Source organism: Streptomyces sp. NPDC033966 (genome assembly GCF_055575955.1).
Genome location: NZ_JBVIRQ010000018.1, coordinates 24,249 through 47,752, shown reverse-complemented (window position 1 = coordinate 47,752; position 23,504 = coordinate 24,249). Strand labels below are relative to the sequence as shown.

The window sequence follows — 23,504 nt, the reverse complement described above, 5'->3', positions numbered from 1 at the left end:
ACGCCCCCGGCGCGCGGTCCGGGCCCCACGCCCCCGGCGCGCGGTCCGGGCCCTGCACCCCGGCGCGCGGCCCGGGCCCTACGCCCCTGGCGCGCCGGCCCGCAGGGCCTCGTACTGGAGGGTCAGGCCGTCCAGGAGGGCCGCCAGGCCCGTTTCGAAGGCGCCCTCGTCCACCTCCCGCCGGCGTTCCGCCAGCAGGTGGGCCTGGCCCAGGTGCGGGTAGTCCGCCGGGTCGTACGCCGTCTCGTCGTCCACGAAACCCCCGGCGAACGAGGCCACCGCCGAGCCCAGGATGAAGTACCGCATCAGAGCGCCGATCCGGGTCGCCTGGGCCGGGGGCCACCCCGCCGCCGTCATGGCGCCGAACACCGCGTCCGCCAGCCGCAGCCCCGCCGGGCGCCGGCCCGGCCCGCGGGCCAGCACCGGCACGATGTTCGGGTGGTCCGACAGGGCCTCCCGGTACGAGTGCGCCCAGTCGTACAGGGCGCCCCGCCAGTCCTTGCCGCCGTCGAACATCGACAGGTCGACCTTCGCGCTCACCGCGTCCGCGACCGCCTCCAGGATCGCGTCCTTGGTCCGGAAGTGGTTGTAGAGCGAGGGCCCGCTCACCCCGAGGGCGGCGGCCAGCCGCCGCGTCGAGACCGCCTCCAGGCCCTCCTCGTCCACGAGCGCGCCCGCCGCCTCGACGATGCGGTCTCTGCTGAGGAGGGGCTTGCGCGGTCTGGCCATGCGCCACATAGTAGGCCCTGCCCCGCAATAAACTACCGCCGCTAGTTTAAGAGCCCGAGAGCGGCCGGACCACGCCCCGGAGGGCCCCGTGAACCTGGAGCTGAGCGAGGAGCAGGAGGCCGTGCGCCGCCTCGCCCGCGCGTTCACCGACCGCGAGATCGCCCCGTACGCCGCCGAGTGGGACCGCGCCGAGAGCGTGGACCGCTCCATCGTGAAGAAGCTGGGCGACCTCGGCTTCCTCGGCCTCACCGTCCCCGAGGAGTACGGCGGCTCCGGCGGCGACCACCTCTCCTACGTACTCGTCACCGAGGAGCTCGGCCGCGGGGACTCCGCCGTGCGCGGCATCGTCTCCGTCTCCCTCGGCCTGGTCGCCAAGACCGTCGCCGCCTGGGGCACCGAGGAGCAGAAGCGCGCCTGGCTGCCCCGGCTGTGCTCCGGCGAGGCGCTCGGCTGCTTCGGTCTGACCGAGCCCGGCACCGGCTCCGACGCGGCCGCCCTCACCACCCGCGCCGTGCGCGAGGGGGACGAGTACGTCATCAGCGGCAGCAAGATGTTCATCACCAACGGCACCTGGGCCGACGTGGTCCTCCTCTTCGCCCGGACCGACCCCGCGACCCCCGGCCACCGGGGCATCTCCGCCTTCCTGGTCCCCGCCGACAGCCCCGGCCTGACCCGCCGTGAGGTGCGCGGCAAGCTCGGCCTGCGCGGCCAGGCCACCGCCGAACTCACCCTCGACGCCGTCCGCGTCCCCGCCCCCGCGATGCTCGGCCCCGAGGGCAAGGGCTTCTCCGTGGCGATGTCGGCCCTGGCCAAGGGGCGGATGTCGGTGGCCGCCGGCTGCGTCGGCATCGCCCAGGCCGCGCTGGACGCGGCGGTCTCGTACGCGGCCCGGCGCGAGCAGTTCGGCAAGCCGATCGCCCACCACCAGCTGGTGCAGGAGCTGATCGCCGACATCTCGGTCGACGTCGACGCGGCCCGGCTGCTGACCTGGCGGGTCGCGGACCTGATCGACCGCGGGCAGCCCTTCGCCACCGAGTCCTCCACCGCCAAGCTCTTCGCCTCCGAAGCCGCGGTGCGCGCCGCGGGCAACGCCCTGCAGGTGCACGGCGGCTACGGCTACGTCGACGAGTACCCGGCCGGCAAGCTGCTGCGCGACGCCCGCGTCATGACCCTCTACGAGGGCACCAGTCAGATCCAGAAGCTGCTCATCGGCCGCGCCCGCACCGGGGTCTCCGCGTTCTGAGTACCCGTCTGAGTACCCGCACGGATGTGGTCCGCGTCACGGAGCCCGATGCTGGGCCCATGAACGAGACACCGGTCAAGCAGCAGAACACGGGGGCGTACTACGGCCAGGCCGTCGCCTCCTTCGGCATCGCCCTGGCCGCCGTGGCCGTGGGGATCTACAACATGGACGTCGACGGCTGGGTCCGGTCCTTCCTCGGGATCGCCGTCCTCTACCTGACCACCTCCGCCTTCACCCTGGCCAAGGTGATCCGCGACCGGCAGGAGGCGACGCAGATCGTCAGCCGGGTCGATCAGGCGCGGATGGAGAAGATCATGGCGGAGTTCGACCCCTTCTCGCCGAAATAGCCCCCGGGACGTCCGCTGTCCCGGGCCGTGTCCTTTGGATCAGGGCGCCGCGGGCCCGGCCTGATCCACAAGAGGCGGCCTAAGCGCTTGCTCACCCTCCGGTAAGCTGGCGTCTTCCTACAGGACGAAGAGGGTGGCGAGCGATGGACAGCGCGGCGGAGACGACCGGCGGCTACCAGCCGTGGTCGGAGGTCACCCCCGACGCCGCGCGGCGGCTGCTCGTGGCGGCCGTCGACGCCTTCGCCGAGCGCGGGTACCACGCGACCACCACCCGCGACATCGCCGGCCGCGCCGGGATGAGCCCGGCCGCGCTCTACATCCACTACAAGACCAAGGAAGAACTGCTCCACCGGATCAGCCGGATAGGGCACGACAAGGCGCTGGAGATCCTGGAGACCGCCGCCTCCGGTCCGGGGGCCGCCGCCGACCGGCTGGACGCGGCCGTGCGTTCCTTCGTGCGCTGGCACGCCGCGCACCACACCACCGCCCGCGTCGTCCAGTACGAGCTCGACGCGCTCGCCCCGGAGCACCGCTCCGAGATCGTCGCCCTGCGCCGGCTGAGCGACGCCGCCGTGCGCCGGATCCTCGCCGACGGCGTGCGGGCCGGGGAGTTCGACGTTCCCGACGTCCCGGGCACCACGCTCGCCGTGCTGTCGCTGTGCATCGACGTGGCGCGCTGGTTCAGCACCGCCGGACACCGCACGCCCGACGAGGTCGGCGCGCTGTACGCCGACCTCGTGCTCCGGATGGTGGGCGCGCGCCCGGCCGCCGGGGCCGCTCAGAAGTAGTAGCGCGACACCGACTCCGCGACGCACACCGGCTTCTCGCCGCCCTCGCGCTCCACGGTGACCGTCGCCGCGACCTGTACGCCCCCGCCCGCCTCGGTGACCGAGGTGATCACGGCGGTGGCGCGCAGCCGCGAGCCGACCGGGACGGTGGCGGGGAAACGCACCTTGTCGGTGCCGTAGTTGATGCCCATCCGCATGCCCTCGACCCGCATGATCTGCGGCACCAGGCTCGGCAGCAGCGACAGCGTCAGATAGCCGTGCGCGATGGTGGAGCCGAAGGGCCCGGCCGCGGCGCGCTCCGGGTCCACGTGGATCCACTGGTGGTCCCCGGTCGCGTCCGCGAAGAGGTCGATCCGCTTCTGGTCCACCTCCAGCCACCCGCTCGGGCCGAGCGGCTCGCCGATGCCGGCGCGCAGCTCCTCGGCGGATGTGAAGATCCTCGGTTCGGCCATGCCCTGCCCCTGTCTTCCGCTGTCCACTGCCGTTTCCGGCCCCTCAGTCGAATAAGCGCTTGCTCAGCATGCTGGGGCCCTGGTACGTCTGTCAACGGACGTCCGGCTAGGCTCGGCCGTGTGCCGCAGATTCCCGAGAAAGTCCACGAACTCACCGTCGGCCAGCTGTCCGCGCGCAGCGGGGCGGCCGTCTCCGCCCTGCACTTCTACGAGGCCAAGGGGCTGATCAGCAGCCGCCGCACCTCCGGCAACCAGCGCCGCTACAGCCGTGAGGCACTGCGCCGGGTCGCCTTCGTACGGGCCGCCCAGCGCGTGGGCATCCCGCTCGCCAGCATCCGCGAGGCGCTCGGCGAACTGCCCGAGGAGCGCACCCCCACCCGCGAGGACTGGGCGCGGCTCTCCGAGAACTGGCGCGCCGTACTGGATCAGCGGATCCGGCAACTCAGCAGCCTGCGCGACCACTTGTCCGACTGCATCGGCTGCGGCTGCCTCTCGCTGAAGAACTGCGCCCTGTCCAACCCGGACGACGTCTTCGGCGAGCGCCTCACCGGCTCCAGGCTCTCGCAGTAGCCGCGGCCCCACGCAACTCCACGGCGGCCGCCACCAGTTCGGCGTTCGACCGGGCCGCCCGCCCGTCCGGAAGGTGCAGTACCTGCGCCACGCCGATCCGCGCGCCCGCACCGCACCGCGCTGCCAGCCGCAGCACCGGCCAGGCGGCGGCCTCCCGTCCGTACAGCACCACCGGCACCGGCGGCAGCCACCGCAGCCCCGCCACCAGCGCCGGATCGGCCTCCGCCAGCTCCGCCACCAGCCGGACGCGGGCCGGCTCCGGCGCCGCCCACTCCAGGAACCGGGCCAGCGGCTCCGGCCCGGCCCCGGCGCCCAGCGGGACCACCGCGTCCACCGCCACCCCGCGCCCCAGCAGGGCCACCGCCAGCTCCCGGGCCCCGGGCTCCGCGAACGGCACCACCGCCCGGTCCGGCAGCACCGTCCAGGACCGCACCCGCTCCAGCCGCCCCGCCGGATCCGGCTCGGCCGCGACACCCGCCGGAACCGTCAGAGGTACGCGGACCCCCGTGCCGCGCAACTCCTCCAGCAGCGGCCCCACCACCCGGGGCGAGAGGCTCTCCCGCCCGCACGGGGTCCGCGGGTGCACCAGCACCTCGCCGGCCCCGGCGGCCAGGGCCTCCAGCGCCGACCGGGCCAGATCCCCCGGGGACAGCGGCACCGCCGCCCCGTCGGCCGCGCCCCGCGAGCCGTTCAGCGCGACCTGGAGCACCCCCGCACCCGCCCGGCCGGCCCCGCCCGCCCCGCTCACGCCGCACCCGCCCAGCCGGCCCCGCCCGCCCCGCTCACGCCGCGCCCGCCGCCTCGTGCCCCGCCGAGGCCTCCGCCAGCGCCGGCCGGGGCACCACGATCCCGCAGCCCCCGCACACCGGCCCGTCCCACGACCAGGCCCCGGCCCACACGGCCGGCCCCGACAGGGCGGCCGGCCAGCGCAGCTCCTCCTCGCCGCAGACCGGGCACGCGGTCCCCGGCTCCGACTCCAGGGCCGCGACCAGCCGCCGCAGCACCTCGCCCAGCGTCCCCTCCGGCCGCACACCCGGGTCGGCGCAGCGCACCACGGCGTCCCCGCTGCCGCCCCAGGCCCACTCCGGCCGCCGTACCCCGTGGTGCTTCTCGCGTCTGCGCCGCTCCGCGAACTGCCGCTCGTACTCCAGCCAGACCGCCCGCGCCTCCTCCAGCTCCTCCAGCGCCGCCACCAGCCGCAGCGGGTCCGCGCCCCGGTCCTCGGGAGCGATCCCGTGCCGGTCGCACAGGTGCCACCACGTCGCCCGGTGCCCGTAGGGCGCGAACCGCTCCAGGCAGCGGCGCAGCGAATGGCGCCGCAGGGCCCGGTCGTTGCGCGCGTCGCGCACCTGGTAGGCCAGACTCCGAAAACCTGCCACCGTACCTTCACCTCCGCCGTGCCATGCCCACACCAGTGACCGCGTCACTCCGTCGAACGAAGCGACCCCCCGCGACGTGCCCAACATGCCCGGCAGGATGCGGGCGCATGCGGGGGCGGTCGAGGCGTGCGGGTGGCACATGGCCGGAACTCAGCGCCCCATGCGCCCCGCCCCGACCACGATCCGGGCCAGTTCCTCGTGGCAGATGTCGCTGTGCGCCCCCGACGGAGCACCGCCGCGGCGCACCACGGAGCCCGCGTCCACGCTGACGCAACCCGCCTCCGGCAGCCCGCCCCGCAGGGCCGCCTCCAGGCTCAGCCGCGGCGCGCCGGGCACCGCCTGCACCCCGTCGTGCCCGACCGCGCCCCACCGCTCGTCGAAGCCGAGCAGACCGGCCGAATCACCCGCCATCCGGGAGGCCAGCGGATAGAACACGCGCAGCGCCGAGTCGTGGGCGGAATGGCAGGCCACCACCGGTCCGTCCACCCGGCGCTGGAGCCCGCCCAGGGCCCCGCCCCGCCGCCGGTCGTGGGGGAGCCGCTCGCTGAACGCGTAGTGGGAGAAGGCCCCCTGGAGCAGCGTCAGCGACTTCACGTGCCGCGCCCCGTCCGGCACGGCCCGCAGGGAGAAGGACACCACCCGGGCGCCGAAGCTGTGGCCGACCAGGTGGACGCGCAGGGCCGGCCGGCGTCCCGCGAGATCGGTGAGGACCGGGCCGAGCCCGTGCTCGCCGACCACCCCGGCCCGCCTCTTCATCTCGTAGTACGTGGCCTGGCGCAGCAGCTCCTTGGCCCCGCCCCACAACGAGCGCACCCCGTCGCCGAGCGCGAGCTCCGGCACGCCCCCCTCGACGCCCCCGTCACCGCCCCCTGCCTGAGCCAGGGCCTCCGCCAGGGCCCGGCACACCTCGGCGGTGTCCCGGACGAAGACGGCCGGCGCCTCCGGGTCGACGGCCGGGCCCACCGCGTCGGCGTGCACGAGCTGGCGTACCAGCGCCCCGAACTCGGCGAGCGCCGCGGGCGGTTCCGGCCGCTCCGCGAGCAGCTCGGCGACCCGGTCGAGCTCCGCCTCCCGCCCCGGCCAGAACACCCCGAGAGCCGCGCGCGTGGCGTCGTCGAGAGCCGTCCCGGCGCCCGCCCCCGGCAGGGCGCCGTGCGGGTCGAAGTCCGGGATCGGTTCGTCCGGGAAGCGGATCGACGGCCACACCACCCCCACGTACCCCAGCCGCACCCCCGCCCCCACCAACCCCGGGAAGGGGGCGAAGAAGCGGTCGAAGAGCCGGGTCGAGGTGGACCGGTCGCTGTTCCAGCCGTGGGCGAAGACCAGCAGGTCCGTCGCCTCGATCCGCGCCACCGCGGCACGCGTGGCGGGATCCACGTCGCCCTGGGCGTCGAAGGTCAGTTCCTGGTACGGGCCCACCCCGATCCCGGCTCCGGCCGCCGCCGCACCACCGCTGTCCACCATGGCCTCCCCCTTCCCGCGCGCCGCCTCCGGTGCTCGCAGCATCCCGCCGACGGGCCGCGTCGGCCAGACCCGTGACCGCACCGGTCCGCGAGGGAGCCCCGGTCCGGGTCAGGGGTAGAGGAGATACCCCGCCCGCACCGCCGAGAACCCGGCCAGCCCGGCGGCCCAGGCGCCCGCGACCTCGTCCACCCCCGCACCCGCGTCCACCATCGTCCGCACCCGGTCGGAGCCGGTCAGCCGGTCGATCCAGTGGTCCGCCCGCCACCCGAAGCCGCCCCACACCCGCCGCGCCGTCACCAGCAGCCCGATCCCCGCCCGCACCGGATCGAAGGCCTCCCGGTCGTGCACGACCAGCCGCACCCCGCCGCAGACCTTGCCGGCGTGCTTGGAGAAGGCGGGCGTGAACCAGGTCTCCCGGAACCACACCCCGGGCAGCCCCAGCCCGTTCGCAGCCTCCGCCCACCGCCGGTCGACGCCCTCCGCGCCGACCACCTCGAAGGGCGTGGTCGTACCGCGGCCCTCGGACAGGGTGGTCCCCTCGAAGAGGCAGGTCCCCGCGTACGCGAGCGCCGTGTCCGGGGTCGGCATGTTCGGGCTCGGCGGCACCCAGGGCAGGCCCGTCTCCCCGAAGAAGGACCCCCGGCGCCACCCCGACACCGGCACCACCCGCAGCCGGGGGCCGGCGCCCTTCAGGAACTCGCCGTTGAACAGCAGGGCCAGCTCGGCCGCCGTCATCCCGTGCGCCAGCGCGATCGGCTCCCGGCCCACGAAGCTCGCGTACGCCCGCTCCAGCACCGGCCCGGCCGCCCGCCGCCCGCCCACCGGGTTGGGCCGGTCCAGCACCACCACCGCCTTGCGGGCGAGCGCGGCCGCGCGCATGCAGTCGTACAGGGTCCAGATGTAGGTGTAGAAGCGCGCCCCGACGTCCTGGATGTCGAAGACGACCGTGTCGACGCCCGCCGCCGTGAACACGTCCGCGAGCTGCTGCCCGCTCCTGCCGTACGTGTCGTACACCGGCAGCCCGGTCGCCGGATCGCGGCCGGCCGCCTCGGACCCGCCCGCCTGAGCCGTCCCGCGGAAGCCGTGCTCCGGCCCGAACACCGCGACCAGGTCCACCCGTTCGTCGGCGTGCAGTACGTCGACCAGGTGGCGGGCGTCGGCGGTGATCCCGGTGGGGTTGGTGACCACCCCGACCCGCTGCCCGGCGAGTTCCGCGTACCCGTCGGCGGCGAGCCGCTCGAAGCCGGTGCGCACCCGCTCGGCGGCGCCCGCCTGCCCCGCCCCCGCGCCCCCCAGGGCCCCTGCGGCCCCCACGGCCCCCGCCATCCCCAGCACCCCGCGTCGCGACAGCGTCATCCCGCCACGCTAGGCCCCGCACCCCTTCCGCCGGCACATACCGACTGGTTAGTCTGCCGGGATCCGGCCGGTCCGGCCGGCAGTCGGCAGTGGCGAAAGGTGACCCCCGTGAGCGCGAGCGCGTACCAGGACCAGCGAGTCGTCGTCACCGGCGCGGGCGGCGGCATCGGCGCGGCCCTCGCCCACCGCTTCGCCGCCGAAGGGGCCACCGTCGTCGTCAACGACCTCGACGCCGCCAGGGCCGCCTCCGTGGCCGCCGCCATCGACGCGACCGGCGCCCGGGCGATCGCCGTCCCCGGCGACGCCTCCGCGGTCGTCGGGGAGGCCCGCGAGGCCCTCGGCGGCACGGTCGACGTGTACTGCGCCAACGCCGGACTCGCCTCGGGCGGCGACGCCTTCGCGGACGAGGCCGTCTGGGAGGCCGCCTGGGACACCAACGTCATGGCGCACGTGCGGGCCGCGCGGGCCCTGCTGCCCGACTGGCTGGAGCGCGGCAGCGGCCGCTTCGTGTCCACGGTCTCCGCCGCCGGGCTGCTGACCATGATCGGAGCGGCCCCGTACAGTGTCACGAAGCACGGTGCCCTCGCCTTCGCGGAATGGCTGTCGCTGACCTACCGCCACCGGGGCGTCCAGGTCCACGCCATCTGCCCGCAAGGGGTGCGCACCGACATGCTGACCGCCTCCGGTTCGGCGGGGGAACTGGTCCTGGCGCCGACCGCGATCGAGCCGGAAACGGTCGCCGAAGCACTGTTCGACGGCATGGAGAAGGGCCGGTTCTTGATCCTCCCGCACCCCGAGGTGGCGGACTTCCACACCGCCCGCGCGACCGACCCCGACCGGTGGCTGCACTCCATGAACCGCCTCCAGCGGAAGTGGGAGGGCTCGTGACGCCCCCCTCCGGGTCCCCCTACGCCGCCCGGCCGTGGCTGGGCCGGCTGAGCCCCGCCCAGCTGGCGCCGGTGGCGCCGCCGGCGAGCGTGCTGGACGCCTTCCGGGCCGCCGTGGCCCGGGCGCCGGGGCGTCCCGCGCTGGCGTACTTCGACGGGCGGATCGGGTACGCCGAGGCCGACGCCCTCTCCGACTCGCTGGCCGGGTACCTCGCCGGGCGGGGGGTCGGGCGGGGCGACCGGGTGGCGGTCATGCTGCAGAACACCCCGCACTTCGTGCTCGCGGTGCTGGCCGCGTGGAAGGCCGGGGCGGTGGTCGTCCCGCTGAACCCGATGTACAAGGCGGGGGAGGCCGGGCACGTCCTGCGGGACTCCGGGGCGGTCGCGCTCGTGTGCGAGGGGGACGCCTGGGAGGGGTACCTGCGGGGGGCGGTGGACGACTCCGCCGTACGGACCGTCCTGACCGCCCGGAACACCGACTTCCAGACCCGGAACGACCCCCGGGTCCTCCCGGCCCGGCCCCGGCCCCAGGCCCCGGCGCCGGGTGCGGCCGACCTGCTCGACGTGGCCCGCCAGGGCCGCCCCGCTCCCGCCGACCCCGGGCTCACCGCCGCCGACACCGCCCTCATCAGCTACACCTCCGGCACCTCCGGCACCCCCAAGGGCGCCATGAACCCGCACGGGGCGATCACCTACAACGCCACCCGGCAGGTCACCGGCCACCCCCTCCCCGAGGGCGCCGGGTACTTCGCGCTCGCCCCGCTCTTCCACATCACCGGCCTGGTCTGCGAGCTCGCCGCCTGCTTCGTCAACGCCGGGACCCTGGTCCTCACCCACCGCTTCCACCCCGGGGCCGTCCTCGACGCCTTCCTCGAACACCGCCCCGCCTACACCATCGGCCCGGCCACCGCCTTCATGGCCCTCGCCGCGCACCCCGACGCCACCCGGGACCACTTCACCTCCTTCCAGGTGGTCTCCTCCGGCGGCGCCCCGCTCCCGCCCGCGCTCGTCGAACGCCTCCGCGCCGCCTTCGGGTTCTACCTGCGCAACGGCTACGGCCTCACCGAGTGCACCGCCCCCTGCGCCTCGGTCCCCGCGCACCTCGAAGCGCCCGTCGACCCCGCCACCGGCACCCTCTCCGTCGGGGTCCCGGGCGCGCAGACCCGCGTACGCATCCTCGACGAGCACGGCGCCGAGCTCCCGCTCGGGGAGACCGGGGAGATAGCCGTGCGCGGGCCGCAGGTCGTCCCCGGCTATTGGGGGCTGCCCGACGCCACCGCCGCGGCCTTCCCGGATGGCGAACTGCGCACCGGGGACGTCGGGTTCATGGACCCCGACGGCTGGCTCTACGTCGTCGACCGCAAGAAGGACATGATCAACGCCTCCGGGTTCAAGGTCTGGCCCCGGGAGGTGGAGGACGTGCTCTACACCCACCCCGCCGTACGCGAGGCGGCCGTGGTCGGCGTCCCGGACGCCTACCGCGGGGAGACGGTGAAGGCGTACGTGAGCCTGCGCCCGGGCGCCTCGGCCGGCCCGGCGGAACTCGCCGCGTACTGCGCCGAGCGCCTGGCCGCGTACAAGTACCCGCGCCAGGTCGAGATCCTGCCTGTCCTTCCGCAGACCACCAGTGGCAAGATCCTGCGACGAGAATTGCGCGACCGCGGCTGAAAACAGTCGGAGGATCAGGAGAGGAAGGCGAGCGCCATGGCCGCCAGGACCACCGAGGGCCCCGAGGACGGAAACCGGGAGACCCCGGTGCCGCAGCGGCTGCTGGCCGTCGCCACCAGGCTCTTCGCCGAACGCGGGTACGACCGCACCTCCGTACAGGAGATCGTCGAGGCGGCCGGGGTCACCAAGGGCGCCCTCTACCACTACTTCGGCTCCAAGGACGACCTGCTGCACGAGGTGTACGCGCGCATGCTGCGCCTCCAGCAGCAGCGCCTGGACGCGGTGGCCGGTTCCGACGCCCCCGTCGAGGAGCGGCTGCGGGCCGCCGCCGCCGACGTCGTGGTCACCACCATCGAGAACCTCGACGACGCCATGATCTTCTTCCGGTCGATGCACCAGCTCGGACCGGAGAAGTACAAGCAGGTACGGGCCGAGCGCCGGCGCTACCACGAGCGGTTCCGCGCGCTGGTCGAGGAGGGCATGCGCAGCGGGGTCTTCGCCACGGCCACGCCCGCCGACCTGGTGGTCGACTACTACTTCGGCTCCGTGCACCACCTGTCCACCTGGTACCGCACGGACGGCCCGCTCACCCCGCACCAGGTCGCCGAACACCTCGCCGACCTCCTGCTCCGCTCCCTGCGCCCCTAGGCGGTGCCGTGTGGATCAGGCCGGGCTGACCCACACGACACCCCCTAGACAACGGCGGCCGCCGCTCCGGCCAGTGCCGGGTAGTCGTTGTAGCCCTCGGGGCCGTGTACGTGCATCAGGAACTCCGGGCGGAGCGCGTTGAGCGGCGCGCCCGTGCGCAGCCGTTCCACCAGGTCGGGGTTGGCCAGGAACCCCCGCCCGAGCGCGACCAGGTCGGCGCCCGCGGCCAGCAGCCGCTCGCCCCGGAGCCGGCCCGCGTCGGCGGCGAGCTCCTCGTGGGAGAGCCGGGGGTTGGCGATCAGGGTGCCGGGCCAGGCCCTGCGGATCTCCGCGAAGAGGGGCTGGTCCGGGTCGGAGTGGACCTGGTGCAGGTAGACCGGCTCCAGCTCCGCCAGGGCCGCGACCAGCGCCGGGTAGAGCCGCTCGGTGTCGTCCTCCCGTACGCCGTTGACGTTGGTCCCCGGGGAGATCCGTACGCCGACCCGCTCCGGGCCGACGGCCTCGGCGACGGCCCGGACCACCTCGACGGAGAACCGGATCCGCTTCTCGACGGACCCGCCCCACGCGTCGGTGCGGAGGTTGGTGTTCCCGGCGAGGAACTGGTGGAGCAGATGGCCGTTGGCGGAGTGCACCTCCACCCCGGCGAAGCCCGCCTCGACGGCGTTGCGGGCGGCGTTCGCGAAGTCGGCGATGGTGGAGCGGATGTCCTCCTCGCTCATCACGCGGGGCGTGACGCCCTCCCGCGGCCCGCCCGGGGTCTCCAGCGGCTCCGGGAAGCGCACGGCGGACGGCGCGAGCGGTACGTGCCCGCTGGTGTCGGGGTGCCCGACCCGGCCACCGTGCTGGAGCTGGAGGAACATCCGCCCGCCGGCGGCGCGCACGGCGTCGGTGACCCGGCGCCACCCGGCGGTCTGCGCCGGGGTGTGGATGCCGGGGATGTGCGGGTAGGTCTGCCCGACGGCGTTCGGGGTGGTGCCCTCGGCGATGATCAGGCCGGCCGAGGCGCGCTGCGCGTAGTGGGTGGCCATGAGCTCTCCGGGCACCCCGTCGGCCCCGGCGCGGTTGCGCGTCAGCGGGGCCATCACCAGGCGGCTGGGCAGCTCCAGGCCGCCGAGGAGGGCGGGTTCGAAGAGGCGGGATGCGGCGGGGGTCTGTCGTGTCTGCGTCATGCCGGTACCGTAGAACCTGACACCAGTGTCAGGTTCAAGGGCGAGTGCCCAGGAGGTGGCCGTGCGGATCGGTGAACTGGCGGCGCTCACCGGGGTCGGTGAGCGTTCGCTGCGCTACTACGAGCAGCAGGGCCTGCTGGCGTCCGACCGGACGCCCGGCGGCCACCGGGACTTCCCCGAGCGGGCCGTCGACCGGGTCATCCGGATCCAGGAGCTCTACGCGGCCGGACTGAACAGTTCCAGGATCAGGCAGATCCTGCCCTGCATGCGGGACGAGGACGGCGGCCCCTCGGTGCGCGCCACCCCCGCCCTGGTGGCCGAACTGGCCGGCGAGCGGGACCGGATCGACCGGATGATCGGCGACCTCGTCCGCTCCCGCGAGGTGCTGGACGAGGTCATCGCGGCGGCGTCCGGCCGCTCCACGGTCCCCCGGGGCCCCGCCGGCGCGTGATGCGGTTCGACTCGGTTCCGGGGCTACGGGTACGCGCCGCCCCCGGCCGTTCCGGAGGGGTGCGCCGCGCGGAGCGGCTCCTGGCGTTCGCCGGGCGCGACCCCACCGGACCCGCTGACCTCGCGCCGCACCCGGCTCAGGCGCGGTAGGGCTTCAGTTCGCGGTGCGCCAGCGAGCGCTGGTGCACCTCGTCCGGGCCGTCCGCCAGCCGCAGGGTCCGCGCCGCCGCCCACAGTTCGGCGAGCGGGAAGTCCTGGCTGACCCCGCCCGCGCCGTGCAGCTGCACCGCCTGGTCCAGGATCCCCACGACGGCGCGCGGGGTGGCGATCTTGATGGCCTGGATCTCGGTGTGCGCGCCCCGGTTGCCGACCGTGTCCATCAGCCAGGCCGTCTTCAGCACCAGCAGCCGCAGCTGCTCGATGGTGACCCGGGCGTCCGCGATCCAGTTCTGCACGACTCCCTGCGCGGCCAGCTCCTTCCCGAAGGCCGTACGCCCCACCGCGCGCCGGCACATCAGCTCGACGGCCCGCTCCGCCATCCCGATCAGCCGCATGCAGTGGTGGATCCGGCCCGGGCCGAGCCGGGCCTGGGCGATGGCGAAGCCGGCGCCCTCCCCTCCGATCAGGTTCCCCGCCGGGACCCGGGCCCCGTCGAAGACCACCTCGGCGTGGCCGCCGTGGTCGTGGTCCGCGTACCCGTACACCGTCATCGCCCGGCGCACCTCCACGCCCGGGGTGTCGCGCGGAACCAGGACCATCGACTGCCGGCGGCGCGGATCGGCGCCGTCCGGGTCGGTCTTGCCCATCACGATGAAGACCTTGCAGTCCGGGTTCATCGCCCCCGAGATGTACCACTTGCGCCCCGTGACCACGTACGAGTCGCCGTCCCGCTCGATGCGCGTCTCGATGTTCGACGCGTCCGAGGAGGCCACCTCGGGCTCGGTCATCGCGAAGGCGGAGCGGATCTCCCCGGCGAGGAGCGGCTCCAGCCACTGCTTCTTCTGCGCCTCGTCGCCGAACTGCGCGAGCAGCTCCATGTTCCCGGTGTCCGGGGCCGCGCAGTTGGTCGCCATCGGAGCCAGGTGCGGGCTGCGGCCGGTGATCTCGGCGAGCGGGGCGTACTGGAGGTTGGTCAGCCCCGCGCCGTACTCCCCGTCCGGCAGGCCGTGCTGGTCTACGAAGAACAGGTTCCACAGCCCCTGGCGGCGCGCCTCGGCCTTCAGCTCACCGAAGACGGCCGGGGTGTCCCAGGGCGAGGCCAGCCGTGCGCGCTGCTCGGCGGCGACGGGTTCCGCCGGGTAGACGTACTCCTCCATGAACGCGAGCAGCCGCCCGCGGAGTTCCTCGGTCCGGGTGTCGAATGCGAAGTCCATGCCGTGCGTCTCCTCAGCCTTCCTGGAGGGTGGTCAGTCCGTGCTCGATGAAGACCGGGACCAGCTCGCCGATCCGGTCGAAGCCGGCGCCGACCGTCTGCCCGAGCGTGTACCGGTAGTGGATGCCTTCGAGGATCACGGCGAGCTTGAACCAGGCGAAGGCCGTGTACCAGGCGATCGACGCGGTGTCCCGCCCCGAGCGGGCGGCGTACCGCTCGACCAGCTCGGCGGGCGCCGGATGGCCGGGCGCCCCGCTCGTCGTACTGACCGGGGATTCGCTCAGGCCCAGGTCGGAGCTGTACATCACCAGCAGGCCGAGGTCGGTCAGCGGGTCGCCCAGCGTGGACATCTCCCAGTCCAGGACCGCCCGGATCGTGTCGTCCGGCCCGCCGATCAGGACGTTGTCCAGCCGGAAGTCCCCGTGCACCACGGTCGGCGCGGGGGAGGGGGGCAGTGCCCGTCCCAGCGCCCCGTGCAGTTCGTCGATCCCGGCGAGCTCCCGTCCCCGGGAGGCCGCGAGCTGCTTGCCCCAGCGGCGCAGCTGCCGGTCCAGGAAGCCCTCGGGCCGGCCGAAGTCGCCCAGGCCGACCGCCTCCGGGTCCACCGCGTGCAGGTCGACCAGGGTGTCCACCAGGCCCAGCACCGCCCGCCGGGTGCGCTCGGGGCCGAGCTCCGCGAGCTGCCCGGCGGTCCGGTACGGGACCCCGTCCACGTGCTCCATGACGTAGAACGGCGCCCCCAGCACCTCCTCGTCCTCGCACAGCAGCAGCGGCTCGGGCACCGGTACGGCCGTCCCGTGCAGGGCCGAGATCACCCGGTGTTCGCGCCGCATGTCGTGCGCGGTGGCCAGGACGTGCCCCAGCGGCGGGCGCCGCACCACCCAGCGGGAGGCGCCGTCGGTGACCGCGTACGTCAGGTTCGACCGGCCCCCCTCGATCAGCCGGCCGCTCAGCGGCCCCGCCGTGAGCCCGGGCCGCGCGGCGTCCAGATGGCCGCGCAGCCTCCGCAGATCGAGGCCTCGGGGATCGGCTGGGGTCATGGGGCGCGCCTCCGTACGAAGTCGACGACGGGATTCTCGGTCCGGGAGCCATCATGCCGACCAGTCGGTATGCCGTCCATAGGGGTGGCCGAAAGAACTCCTCCGGCCGACCCCCCTCAGCTCACGCGTGGCACAGGATCGGAGTCCCGCCGTTCATCACGGTCATGTCCCGCAGCACCGCCATGATGTCCAGCGGCGCCCCCTCGGGCTCCCCGGCCAGCTCGGCGTACGCCCGGTGCAGGTTCGCCACCAGCCGCTCGCTCTCCCGCCAGGCCGCGAACTCGCCCAGGTCCGCCCGACGGGCCACCTCCAGCGGAGTGAGGCCCACGCCCCGGCCCTCCCGGGCCAGCCCGGCCACGTACCGCAGGTACCGCTCGGTCGCGTCGTACGCCGAGGCGTCGGTCAGCGGCCCGTGACCCGGTACGACGGTCTCCGCTCCCAGCGAGCGCAGCAGCTCCAGCGCCCGCAGCGACCCGGCGAGGGAGCCCATCGCGAGGAACGGTGTGCCGCCCGCGAAGACCAGGTCGCCGGTGAACACCACCCGCTGCCGGGGCAGCCACACGACCGAGTCCCCGGTGGTGTGGGCCGTGCCCGGGTGGATCACCCGCACCTCGGTGTCGCCGACGTGCAGGGTCAGCCGGTCGGTGTACGTCAGGTCGGGCGCGGTGATCTCTATCGCCCCGAAGTCGGTCGCGGGCCAGATCAGCTCCAGCTGGTGCCCGGCGGCGAGCTGCTCGGCGCGCGCGTTGTCATGGCCGACGATCACGGCCTCGGGGGCGAAGGAGGCGTTGCCGTAGGTGTGGTCGCCGTGGTGGTGGGTGTTGACCACGGTCCGGGGCAGCGGCACCCCGGACGCCACGACGGCCTCGCGCAGGGCCAGCGCGCGCCGCTCGGTGGCGGCGGTGTCGACGAGCAGGGTGCGCCCGCCGTCGCTGATCCAGCCGGCGTTGTTCAGGCACCAGCCCCCGTCGGGCTGGACGTAGGCGTACACCCCGGCCGCGGGCTGGACGACGTACGGCTCTTCGACGGTCATGGACGCTCTCCCCGGATCGCTGTGACAGGCGGTCAGCATCCTGTCAGCCGGGGTTGCGGCCGGGGAGAGCGGGGCCGTCAGTGGTCGTCGTAGTGGCCGTCGTGCTGGGCGTGCCGGTGCCCGTCGTGCAGGTAGTCCAGGTGGTCGCCGTGCGGGACCGCGTCGTGCCCGCAGCCCTCGCCGTGCCGGTGGTCGTGCTCCTCGTGCGGGGCGTGCTCGGCGGTCTCGCACTCGTCCCAGTGCCCCGAATGCTGCCGGTGCAGGTGGCCGTCGTGCGCGTAGTCCAGGTGGTCACCGTGCTCGACCGCCGTGTGCCCGCAGCCGGGGCCGTGCTCGTGGGCGTGCGTGGGGTGTTCCTGGTGCAGGGTCGTCATGCGGCCGAGGCTAGACCGCAATGCCCCGCGACGCCCGTTGTGTCCCCGTGGCGCGGCACTCTCCTGATCATCGGACGAGCGGCTCAGACGATGACCGCCATCGCGAACACCGCCAGGCCCACCGAACACAGCACCACCCCCAGCGCCACCCGGGGAGAGAGCCCCGGCGGCCGGGCCCCGGCCAGCTCCCGCACCCGCCGGTGCGCCAGCCACAGGAAGACCGCCCAGATCAGCGCGATCACCGCCGTCCCGGCCACCTCCACCCGCGAGCCCGTCCCGTGCAGGGCCTGGCGCAGCGCCAGCACCGCCGTGACCGAGCAGGCCAGCGTCGTACGCCGCCACGCCAGCCGCGTCCGCTCGGGCTGGAGCCCCGCGTCGCGGGCCGCCGTACCGGGACCGGTCACCGCCCGGCCGTCCAGCCCAGCAGCACGACCACCACCATCGCCGTCGCCACCAGCCCCACGCCCAGGCTCAGCACCACCGGGAACCGCGACACCGGCAGGTCCTCGCCCCGCCGCATGGCCCGCTCGCACCCCACCCAGTGGTTCACGGCCCGCAGCGCGCACGCCGCCCCCACCGCCAGCAGCGCGAAGGCCATCCCGATCCGCACCCCCCACCGCAGGTCCGGCAGGAACTGGTCCACCGCGAACCCGCCGCCCACCAGGGCCAGCGCGGTCCGTATCCAGGCGAGGAAGGTCCGCTCGTTGGCGAGGGAGAAGCGGTAGTCCGGCGTCTCGCCCTCGTCCCGCACCCGCTCCGGTGCGAACCAGAGCCGCAGGTCCTTGACGAAGTCGATCACATGGCCAATTTACGTCCCCGTCACGGACCCGGCGCGGGCTGGGTCCCGCCCTCCCGGAAGGTCCCGCCCTCCGGGAAGGTCCCGCCCTCCGGGAAGGTCCCGCCCTCCCGGAAGGCGCGCAGCCGCCGGTACGCCTCCAGCCCGTCCGGCACCCACGGCCACTCCCCGCCCACGACCCGCCGGTCCAGCTCCTCCTGCGGCAGCCAGGTGTGCCAGTCCACCTCCGAGGCCTGCGGAGCCACCGGCAGGGTGCACCGCACCTCGTGCACGTACGACCACCAGCCGCCGCCCGGACCCTCGTAGAGGAACTTGAACAGCGGTTCCGGCCGCGGCAGCCCGCTCACCCCGAGCTCCTCCCCGGCCTCGCGCAGCGCGGCTTCCGGGTACTGCTCCCCGGCGCCCAGCACCCCGCCCACGAACATGTCGTAGTACGAGGGGAAGACCAGCTTCGACGCGGTCCGCCGGTGCACGAACACCCGCCCCTCCGCGTCCCTGGCCAGCACGAACACGCACCGGTGGAGCAGTCCCCGGCGGTACACCTCGCCCCGGGGGGCCCGACCGACGACCCGGTCGTCCCGGTCCACCACGTCCAGTACCTCGTCAGCGGGATCCATGGATCCATCCAACCACCGCTGTTGACTGGTTACCGCTCCGTAGCAAAGGATCTGCCCCACCACCGACCGACCGGAGGACCGGCAGGCATGACGTACGACGCTGACGTGATCGTGATCGGAGCGGGCCTCGCGGGCCTCGTGGCCACCGCCGAGCTCGTCGACGCGGGCCGGAAGGTGATCCTCCTCGACCAGGAGCCGGAGCAGTCGATCGGAGGCCAGGCGCACTGGTCCTTCGGCGGCCTGTTCCTCGTGGACTCGCCCGAGCAGCGCCGCATGCGCATCAAGGACAGCCGCGAGCTGGCCCTCCAGGACTGGTTCGGCACCGCCGGGTTCGACCGGGAGGAGGACGCCTGGCCGCGCCGCTGGGCCGAGGCCTACGTGGACTTCGCGGCCGGCGAGAAGCGGCACTGGCTGCACTCCCGCGGGGTGCGCTTCTTCCCGGTGGTCGGCTGGGCCGAACGCGGCGGCTACGACGCCAACGGCCACGGCAACTCCGTGCCCCGCTTCCACATCACCTGGGGCACCGGCCCCGGTCTGCTGGAGCCCTTCGTCCGGCGGGTCCGCGCCGGGGCGGCCCGCGGGCTGGTCCGGTTCGCCTTCCGCCACCGCGTCACCGGGCTGTCGGCCACCGCCGGCGCCGTGGACACCGTCACCGGCGAGGTCCTGGCCCCCTCGGACGCCGTACGCGGCACCGCGAGCAGCCGTGAGGCGGTCGGCGCGTTCAGCCTGCGGGCCCAGGCGGTGATCGTGACCAGCGGCGGCATCGGCGGCAACCACGACCTCGTGCGCGCACAGTGGCCCGACCGGCTCGGCACCCCGCCGGCGCGGATGCTCTCCGGGGTCCCGGCGCACGTGGACGGGCTGATGCTGGGCATCACCGAGGCCGCCGGGGCCAGCCACATCAACAAGGACCGGATGTGGCACTACACCGAGGGCATCGAGAACTGGAACCCCATCTGGGCCCGGCACGGCATCCGCATCCTGCCCGGCCCCTCCTCGCTGTGGCTCGACGCCACCGGCAAGCGGCTGCCGGTGCCGCTCTTCCCCGGCTTCGACACCCTCGGCACCCTCGACCACATCATGCGGACCGGCCACGACCACACCTGGTTCGTGCTCAACCAGCGCATCATCGGCAAGGAGTTCGGCCTCTCCGGCTCCGAGCAGAACCCGGACCTGACGGGGAAGTCCGTCCGCGAGGTGATCAACCGGGCCCGGCAGGCCGTCCCCGGCCCGGTCAGGGCCTTCATGGACCACGGCGCCGACTTCATCGTGGAGCGGGACCTGACGGCGATGGTCCGCCGGATGAACGAGCTCACCAAGGAGGACCTGCTCGACGAGGCCACGGTCCGCCGCGAGATCACCGCCCGCGACCGGGAGATCGCCAACCCCTTCACCAAGGACCTCCAGGTGACGGCCATCCACGGCGCACGCAGGTACCTCGGCGACAAGCTGATCCGCACCGCCGCCCCGCACCGCATCCTGGACCCCGCGGCGGGCCCGCTGATCGCCGTCCGGCTCTCGATCCTGACCCGCAAGTCCCTGGGCGGCCTGGAGACCGACCTGTCCTCCCGCGTCCTGACCCCCTCCGGCGATCCGCTGCCCGGGGTCTACGCGGCCGGCGAGGCCGCCGGCTTCGGCGGCGGAGGCGTCCACGGCTACCGCGCCCTGGAGGGCACCTTCCTGGGAGGCTGCGTCTTCTCGGGCCGCGCCGCGGGCCGCGCGGCGGCCCGGGCGGTCGGCTAGGGGGTGTCCCGGACGATCCGGAAGCGCTCCGCGACCACGAGGGTGTCGTCGTCGACGGTGAAGGCCGGATCGCCCAGCTCCGCGCGCAGTGGCTCGCTGTGCCAGAACCCCTCGTGCGCGGAGCGCCATTCGGCCACCGAGGCGTAGCCCTCGCCCTCGTCCAGGGCGTGCCGCAGATCGACGTCGGCCAGCCGCAGCACCCGTACGTCCGTCACCTCCAGGACGGCCAGCGGCTGCTCCCCGGAGTCCACCAGCACCATGCGCTCCCCCGGCCGGGGCAGCGGCTCGACCTGGGCCTCGTACTCCTCCATCAGGCCCGTCGTCGTGGTCTTGGCGCCGCTCAGCACGGCGGCCACCAGGGTGTCGCGCTGTTCGCCGGGGAAGCCCAGCTCGAAGCGGCGGAGATCGTCGTAGCTCGTCATGCGCCCACCCTAAGGACCGCCCCCGCAGGCGACACCCGCATTTCGAACCGTCACTTGCGTCCCAACTCGCCCCTTCTGATCACCAGTTGAAATGCGCCACCCAGTGGACCGGACCTTGACGCGGAGCTGTGCCTACCGGTTTGCTGTGCGTGATCATCCGGACTGACCACCGGCACGATCGAGCCGCGCCGTCGGCACCCCACGCGTACCACCGAACCGCCCGCCCCACCCGTACCCCCGTGCGTGCACCCACGTACGCAGTCCACCCGCGCCCGCGTCCTGGAGGGAAACCCGCGGATGTCCCCGCCTCCGCCGCCCCTCGGCCGCGCCCGCAAACGGGACGCCCAGCTCTTCGACCCCGCCCTGTGCGACTCCGAGCTCGTCGCCGTCCGGAGCCAGTTCACCCAGGGCCGCTGGGCCAAGGCCCGCACCCTCCTCGTCGCCACCGGCGACGACTGGGACCGCCGCGGCCACCGTCTCGTCGTCCTCGCCGAAACCCCGGCCGCCACCGCCTGGGCCGGCGAATGGCTGCTCGCCGAACCCGACAGCGCCGACGCCGCCACCCTCCTCGCCTGCGCCGCCGTCTTCACCGCCCTGCGAGGCAAGGGCAGCCCCGAGGCCGCCGACGAAGCCTGCCGGCGCGCCGCCGCGCTGCTCCCCGCCGACCCCACGCCCTGGCTCGGCCTGCTCATGCTCGCCCGCGCCTTCGGCACCGAGGAGGAGTTCAGCCGCCACTTCGACCAGGTCCGGGCCCGCCACCGCGAACACCACCACGCCCACCACCTCATGGTCGCCAAGCTCGCCGAACGCGCCTCCGCCTCCGGCCACGACCCGCTCCACGAGGTCTACGACTTCGCCGCCTGGGCCGCCGAGGAGTCCCCGGCCGACTCCCCGCTCGCCGTACTGCCCGTGATCGCCCACGCCGAGCGCTTCCGCGTCCTCGCCGCCGCCCGCGGCAGCGCCACCGCCGCTGCGGCCGCCGAGCACTGGACCGGCCGCCGCGCCCGCCAGGTGCTGCGCTCCGCCTTCGACTGGTGGCTGGAATGGGAGCGCGAGGACCACCCCCGCAACCGGGTCGACCTCAACTTCCTCGCCCACGCCAAGCTCTGCGAAGGCCGCCCCGCCGAAGCGGCCGCCCTCTTCCACCGCATCGGCAACCACGCCACCCGCGCCCCCTGGTCCTACCCGGACCGCGATCCGCACAAGGCCTTCCTCGCCGCGCGCAGTGCCGCGCTCGGCACCGCTTGACCAGTCACCCCCGAAAGGACCCTGCCATGCCGACGGGCAGATCCACCACGCTCCCAGCCGACTCCGCGGCCGAGATCCGCACGTACAAGGGCCAGGACCGCGCCCTGCGTGCCGACCGGCTCGGCACCGCCGGACTGCTGCTCTCCGTCCTCGCCGCCAGCGCACCCCTGATGGTCGTCGCAGGTGTCATGCCCACGATCTTCGGGGTCATGGGCATCGTCGGCCAGCCGCTGCTCTTCGTCATCCTCGGCGTCGTGCTCGCCCTGTTCGGCATCGGCTACGCCGAGATGAGCCGGCACGTCCACAACGCCGGCGCCTTCTACGCCTACATCGCGCGCGGCCTCGGACCCACGGCCGGCGCCTCCGCCTCCCTCGTCGCCCTGGTCGCCTACAGCGCCATGCAGGTCGGCGTCTACGGCATCCTCGGCTTCGAGATCTCCGGCCTCTTCGCCACCTACCTCGACACCCAGGTCGCCTGGTGGATCCCGGCCCTGATCGCGGTCGCCGCCACCGGCGCGCTCGGCTGGCTCAAGATCGACCTGAACGCCAGGGTGCTCGGCGTCCTGCTCCTCATCGAGTGCGCCCTCGTCGTCGTCTTCGACGTCGCCGCCCTCGGCAAGCCCGGCCCCGAAGGCCTCTCCCTGGGCGCGTTCGACCCCTCCGCCCTCGGCGGCGCCGGCCTCGGCACCGCGCTGTGCTTCTGCATCGCCGCCTTCGTCGGCTTCGAGCAGTCCCCGGTCTACGCCGAGGAGACCAGCAAGCCGCACATCGTCGTCTCCCGCGTGATGTTCCTCGCCATCGGCTTCGTCGCCCTCTTCTTCGCCCTCAGCGCCTGGGCCCTCTCGGTCGCCACCGGCCCCGCCGGCATCGTGAAGGCCTCCGCGGAAGCCGGCCCCGGCCTGCTCTTCGAGCTCACCCGGAGCCGCCTCGGCGCCGCCTTCACCGACGTCCTGCACGTGCTCTTCGTGACCGGCATGTTCGCGGCCATGCTCAGCTTCCACAACGTCGTCGCCCGCTACGCCTTCGCGATGGGCCGCGAGGGCCTGCTCCCCGCCCGCTTCGGCCGCACCAACCCGGGCACCGGCGCCCCCGCCACCGGCTCCCTCCTGCAGACCGTCGTCGCCGCCGTGGTCGTCCTCGTCTTCGCCGTCACCGACTCCGCGCCGGCCGGCGACCCCACCGCCCCCGTCCTGCACCTGTTCACCTGGATGGGCAGCGTCGGCGCCCTCGGCGTGACCGCCCTGATGGCCGCGGCCTCCTTCGCCGTCATCGCCTTCTTCGTCCGCCGCGGCACCGCCGGCGCCCAGGTCTGGCGGCTGGTCGCCGCCGGCCTGGCCGGCCTCGCCCTGGTCGGCATCGTCGTCTACACCGTCAAGGACTTCGCCGTCCTGGTGGGCGCCGAGCAGGGCTCCGCGCTGAGCTGGGCCCTGCCCGCGATCATCGCCGTCGCCGCCCTGGGCGGACTGGTCCACGGTCTGCTCCTGAAGTCCCGCCGCCCCGAGGCCCACGCCCGGATCGGCCTGGGCAACGAGGCCTTCCGCCTCGACCAGGCCGCCGACGCCGCACCGGGCGCCTGACGGCCCGCAGCCCTCGTATTCGTACCCCCGCGAAGCCCCCGGAGACCGTTTCCATGGTCGCCGGGGGCTTCCGCGTTCGGTGGCCGATTTTGGCGGGTAGCGGAGACGCGTGGTCTCCTATGGCGACAAAAT

General features: G+C 74.3%; 26 protein-coding genes. 11 read left to right on the top strand and 15 right to left on the bottom strand.

Going from position 1 to position 23,504, the window contains the following annotated elements; translation table 11 throughout:
- Window positions 1-78: 78 nt before the first annotated feature.
- Window positions 79-729 carry a TetR/AcrR family transcriptional regulator gene (locus ACZ518_RS34400; RefSeq protein ID WP_469116955.1) on the bottom strand — a complete coding sequence of 217 codons (651 nt, stop codon included), beginning with the start codon at window positions 727-729 and terminating at the stop codon, window positions 79-81.
- An 88-nt stretch (window positions 730-817) separates the two neighbouring features.
- Between ACZ518_RS34400 and ACZ518_RS34395 the strand changes: the two genes are divergently transcribed.
- The 3 genes from ACZ518_RS34395 (at window position 818) to ACZ518_RS34385 (ending at window position 3,107) form a co-directional block, all read left to right on the top strand.
- Window positions 818-1,972, top strand: a complete 1,155-nt coding sequence (locus ACZ518_RS34395) for an acyl-CoA dehydrogenase family protein (protein ID WP_469116954.1) — start codon at window positions 818-820, stop codon at window positions 1,970-1,972.
- A gap of 59 nt (window positions 1,973-2,031) precedes the next feature.
- Window positions 2,032-2,319 carry a YiaA/YiaB family inner membrane protein gene (locus ACZ518_RS34390; RefSeq protein WP_469116953.1) on the top strand — a complete coding sequence of 96 codons (288 nt, stop codon included), beginning with the start codon at window positions 2,032-2,034 and terminating at the stop codon, window positions 2,317-2,319.
- Window positions 2,320-2,462: 143 nt separating this feature from the next.
- Window positions 2,463-3,107 carry a TetR/AcrR family transcriptional regulator gene (locus tag ACZ518_RS34385; RefSeq protein ID WP_469116952.1) on the top strand — a complete coding sequence of 215 codons (645 nt, stop codon included), beginning with the start codon at window positions 2,463-2,465 and terminating at the stop codon, window positions 3,105-3,107.
- On the opposite strand, the gene ACZ518_RS34380 is transcribed toward ACZ518_RS34385, so the two are convergent.
- Complete coding sequence (locus ACZ518_RS34380) at window positions 3,098-3,559, bottom strand: MaoC family dehydratase (protein WP_469116951.1); 462 nt, start codon at window positions 3,557-3,559, stop codon at window positions 3,098-3,100. The two genes, ACZ518_RS34385 and ACZ518_RS34380, sit on opposite strands and share 10 nt — an antisense overlap.
- Window positions 3,560-3,679: 120 nt before the next feature.
- Here ACZ518_RS34380 and soxR point away from each other — a divergent pair, with 120 nt between their 5' ends.
- A complete protein-coding gene (gene soxR, locus ACZ518_RS34375) occupies window positions 3,680-4,129 on the top strand; it encodes a redox-sensitive transcriptional activator SoxR (RefSeq protein ID WP_469116950.1) in 450 nt (149 codons plus the stop codon).
- Here soxR and ACZ518_RS34370 read toward each other — a convergent pair.
- The 4 genes from ACZ518_RS34370 to ACZ518_RS34355 all read right to left on the bottom strand — a co-directional run bounded on the left by ACZ518_RS34370 (window position 4,104) and on the right by ACZ518_RS34355 (window position 8,328).
- Complete coding sequence (locus ACZ518_RS34370; protein ID WP_469116949.1) at window positions 4,104-4,877, bottom strand: 3-keto-5-aminohexanoate cleavage protein; 774 nt, start codon at window positions 4,875-4,877, stop codon at window positions 4,104-4,106. The genes soxR and ACZ518_RS34370 overlap by 26 nt on opposite strands.
- Before the next feature lie 34 nt (window positions 4,878-4,911).
- The gene (locus tag ACZ518_RS34365; RefSeq protein WP_469116948.1) at window positions 4,912-5,508 is read right to left on the bottom strand and encodes a hypothetical protein; all 597 of its coding nucleotides are present in this window, start codon (window positions 5,506-5,508) and stop codon (window positions 4,912-4,914) included.
- A gap of 150 nt (window positions 5,509-5,658) precedes the next feature.
- On the bottom strand, window positions 5,659-6,972 hold the full coding sequence (locus ACZ518_RS34360) for a serine-threonine protein kinase (RefSeq protein ID WP_469116947.1): 1,314 nt from the start codon (window positions 6,970-6,972) through the stop codon (window positions 5,659-5,661).
- A gap of 108 nt (window positions 6,973-7,080) precedes the next feature.
- On the bottom strand, window positions 7,081-8,328 hold the full coding sequence (locus ACZ518_RS34355) for an exo-beta-N-acetylmuramidase NamZ family protein (RefSeq protein ID WP_469116946.1): 1,248 nt from the start codon (window positions 8,326-8,328) through the stop codon (window positions 7,081-7,083).
- Between the two features lie 108 nt (window positions 8,329-8,436).
- Between ACZ518_RS34355 and ACZ518_RS34350 the strand changes: the two genes are divergently transcribed.
- Genes ACZ518_RS34350 through ACZ518_RS34340 form a run of 3 tightly spaced genes read left to right on the top strand, consistent with a single transcriptional unit; the run spans window position 8,437 to window position 11,531 of the window.
- Complete coding sequence (locus ACZ518_RS34350) at window positions 8,437-9,216, top strand: SDR family NAD(P)-dependent oxidoreductase (protein ID WP_469116945.1); 780 nt, start codon at window positions 8,437-8,439, stop codon at window positions 9,214-9,216.
- On the top strand, window positions 9,201-10,883 hold the full coding sequence (locus tag ACZ518_RS34345) for an AMP-binding protein (RefSeq protein ID WP_469116944.1): 1,683 nt from the start codon (window positions 9,201-9,203) through the stop codon (window positions 10,881-10,883). Before ACZ518_RS34350 ends, ACZ518_RS34345 begins: the two co-directional genes overlap by 16 nt.
- Before the next feature lie 36 nt (window positions 10,884-10,919).
- A complete protein-coding gene (locus ACZ518_RS34340) occupies window positions 10,920-11,531 on the top strand; it encodes a TetR/AcrR family transcriptional regulator (RefSeq protein WP_469116943.1) in 612 nt (203 codons plus the stop codon).
- Between the two features lie 44 nt (window positions 11,532-11,575).
- Here the strand turns inward: ACZ518_RS34340 and ACZ518_RS34335 are convergent, their stop codons facing one another.
- Window positions 11,576-12,700: an alkene reductase gene (locus tag ACZ518_RS34335; protein WP_469116942.1), complete on the bottom strand. Its 1,125-nt coding sequence runs from the start codon at window positions 12,698-12,700 to the stop codon at window positions 11,576-11,578.
- A gap of 61 nt (window positions 12,701-12,761) precedes the next feature.
- On the opposite strand from ACZ518_RS34335, the gene ACZ518_RS34330 reads away from it, so the two are divergent.
- Entirely contained in the window at window positions 12,762-13,151 is a 390-nt protein-coding gene (locus tag ACZ518_RS34330; RefSeq protein WP_469116941.1) for a MerR family transcriptional regulator, read from the top strand.
- Between the two features lie 136 nt (window positions 13,152-13,287).
- Here the strand turns inward: ACZ518_RS34330 and ACZ518_RS34325 are convergent, their stop codons facing one another.
- The 7 genes from ACZ518_RS34325 to ACZ518_RS34295 all read right to left on the bottom strand — a co-directional run bounded on the left by ACZ518_RS34325 (window position 13,288) and on the right by ACZ518_RS34295 (window position 18,382).
- Entirely contained in the window at window positions 13,288-14,523 is a 1,236-nt protein-coding gene (locus tag ACZ518_RS34325) for an acyl-CoA dehydrogenase family protein (protein WP_469116940.1), read from the bottom strand.
- Between the two features lie 13 nt (window positions 14,524-14,536).
- A complete protein-coding gene (locus ACZ518_RS34320; RefSeq protein WP_469116939.1) occupies window positions 14,537-15,562 on the bottom strand; it encodes a phosphotransferase family protein in 1,026 nt (341 codons plus the stop codon).
- A 121-nt stretch (window positions 15,563-15,683) separates the two neighbouring features.
- On the bottom strand, window positions 15,684-16,595 hold the full coding sequence (locus tag ACZ518_RS34315) for an MBL fold metallo-hydrolase (protein ID WP_469116938.1): 912 nt from the start codon (window positions 16,593-16,595) through the stop codon (window positions 15,684-15,686).
- Between the two features lie 77 nt (window positions 16,596-16,672).
- Window positions 16,673-16,969, bottom strand: coding sequence for a hypothetical protein (locus tag ACZ518_RS34310; RefSeq protein ID WP_469116937.1), 297 nt, complete (start codon window positions 16,967-16,969; stop codon window positions 16,673-16,675).
- Between the two features lie 83 nt (window positions 16,970-17,052).
- The gene (locus tag ACZ518_RS34305) at window positions 17,053-17,373 is read right to left on the bottom strand and encodes a DUF202 domain-containing protein (protein WP_469116936.1); all 321 of its coding nucleotides are present in this window, start codon (window positions 17,371-17,373) and stop codon (window positions 17,053-17,055) included.
- Window positions 17,370-17,768 (bottom strand): YidH family protein, encoded by a 399-nt coding sequence (locus tag ACZ518_RS34300; RefSeq protein ID WP_469116935.1) that lies wholly within the window; start codon window positions 17,766-17,768, stop codon window positions 17,370-17,372. The genes ACZ518_RS34305 and ACZ518_RS34300 overlap by 4 nt, the downstream gene beginning before the upstream one ends.
- A gap of 20 nt (window positions 17,769-17,788) precedes the next feature.
- Window positions 17,789-18,382 carry an NUDIX hydrolase gene (locus ACZ518_RS34295; protein ID WP_469116934.1) on the bottom strand — a complete coding sequence of 198 codons (594 nt, stop codon included), beginning with the start codon at window positions 18,380-18,382 and terminating at the stop codon, window positions 17,789-17,791.
- 87 nt (window positions 18,383-18,469) lie between these two features.
- Between ACZ518_RS34295 and ACZ518_RS34290 the strand changes: the two genes are divergently transcribed.
- On the top strand, window positions 18,470-20,125 hold the full coding sequence (locus ACZ518_RS34290) for an FAD-binding dehydrogenase (protein WP_469116933.1): 1,656 nt from the start codon (window positions 18,470-18,472) through the stop codon (window positions 20,123-20,125).
- On the opposite strand, the gene ACZ518_RS34285 is transcribed toward ACZ518_RS34290, so the two are convergent.
- Entirely contained in the window at window positions 20,122-20,547 is a 426-nt protein-coding gene (locus ACZ518_RS34285) for an ASCH domain-containing protein (RefSeq protein WP_469116932.1), read from the bottom strand. The genes ACZ518_RS34290 and ACZ518_RS34285 overlap by 4 nt on opposite strands.
- Before the next feature lie 297 nt (window positions 20,548-20,844).
- Between ACZ518_RS34285 and ACZ518_RS34280 the strand changes: the two genes are divergently transcribed.
- Entirely contained in the window at window positions 20,845-21,795 is a 951-nt protein-coding gene (locus tag ACZ518_RS34280) for a hypothetical protein (protein ID WP_469116931.1), read from the top strand.
- A gap of 26 nt (window positions 21,796-21,821) precedes the next feature.
- Window positions 21,822-23,372 carry an APC family permease gene (locus ACZ518_RS34275; RefSeq protein WP_469116930.1) on the top strand — a complete coding sequence of 517 codons (1,551 nt, stop codon included), beginning with the start codon at window positions 21,822-21,824 and terminating at the stop codon, window positions 23,370-23,372.
- The last annotated feature ends 132 nt before the right edge of the window (window positions 23,373-23,504 follow it).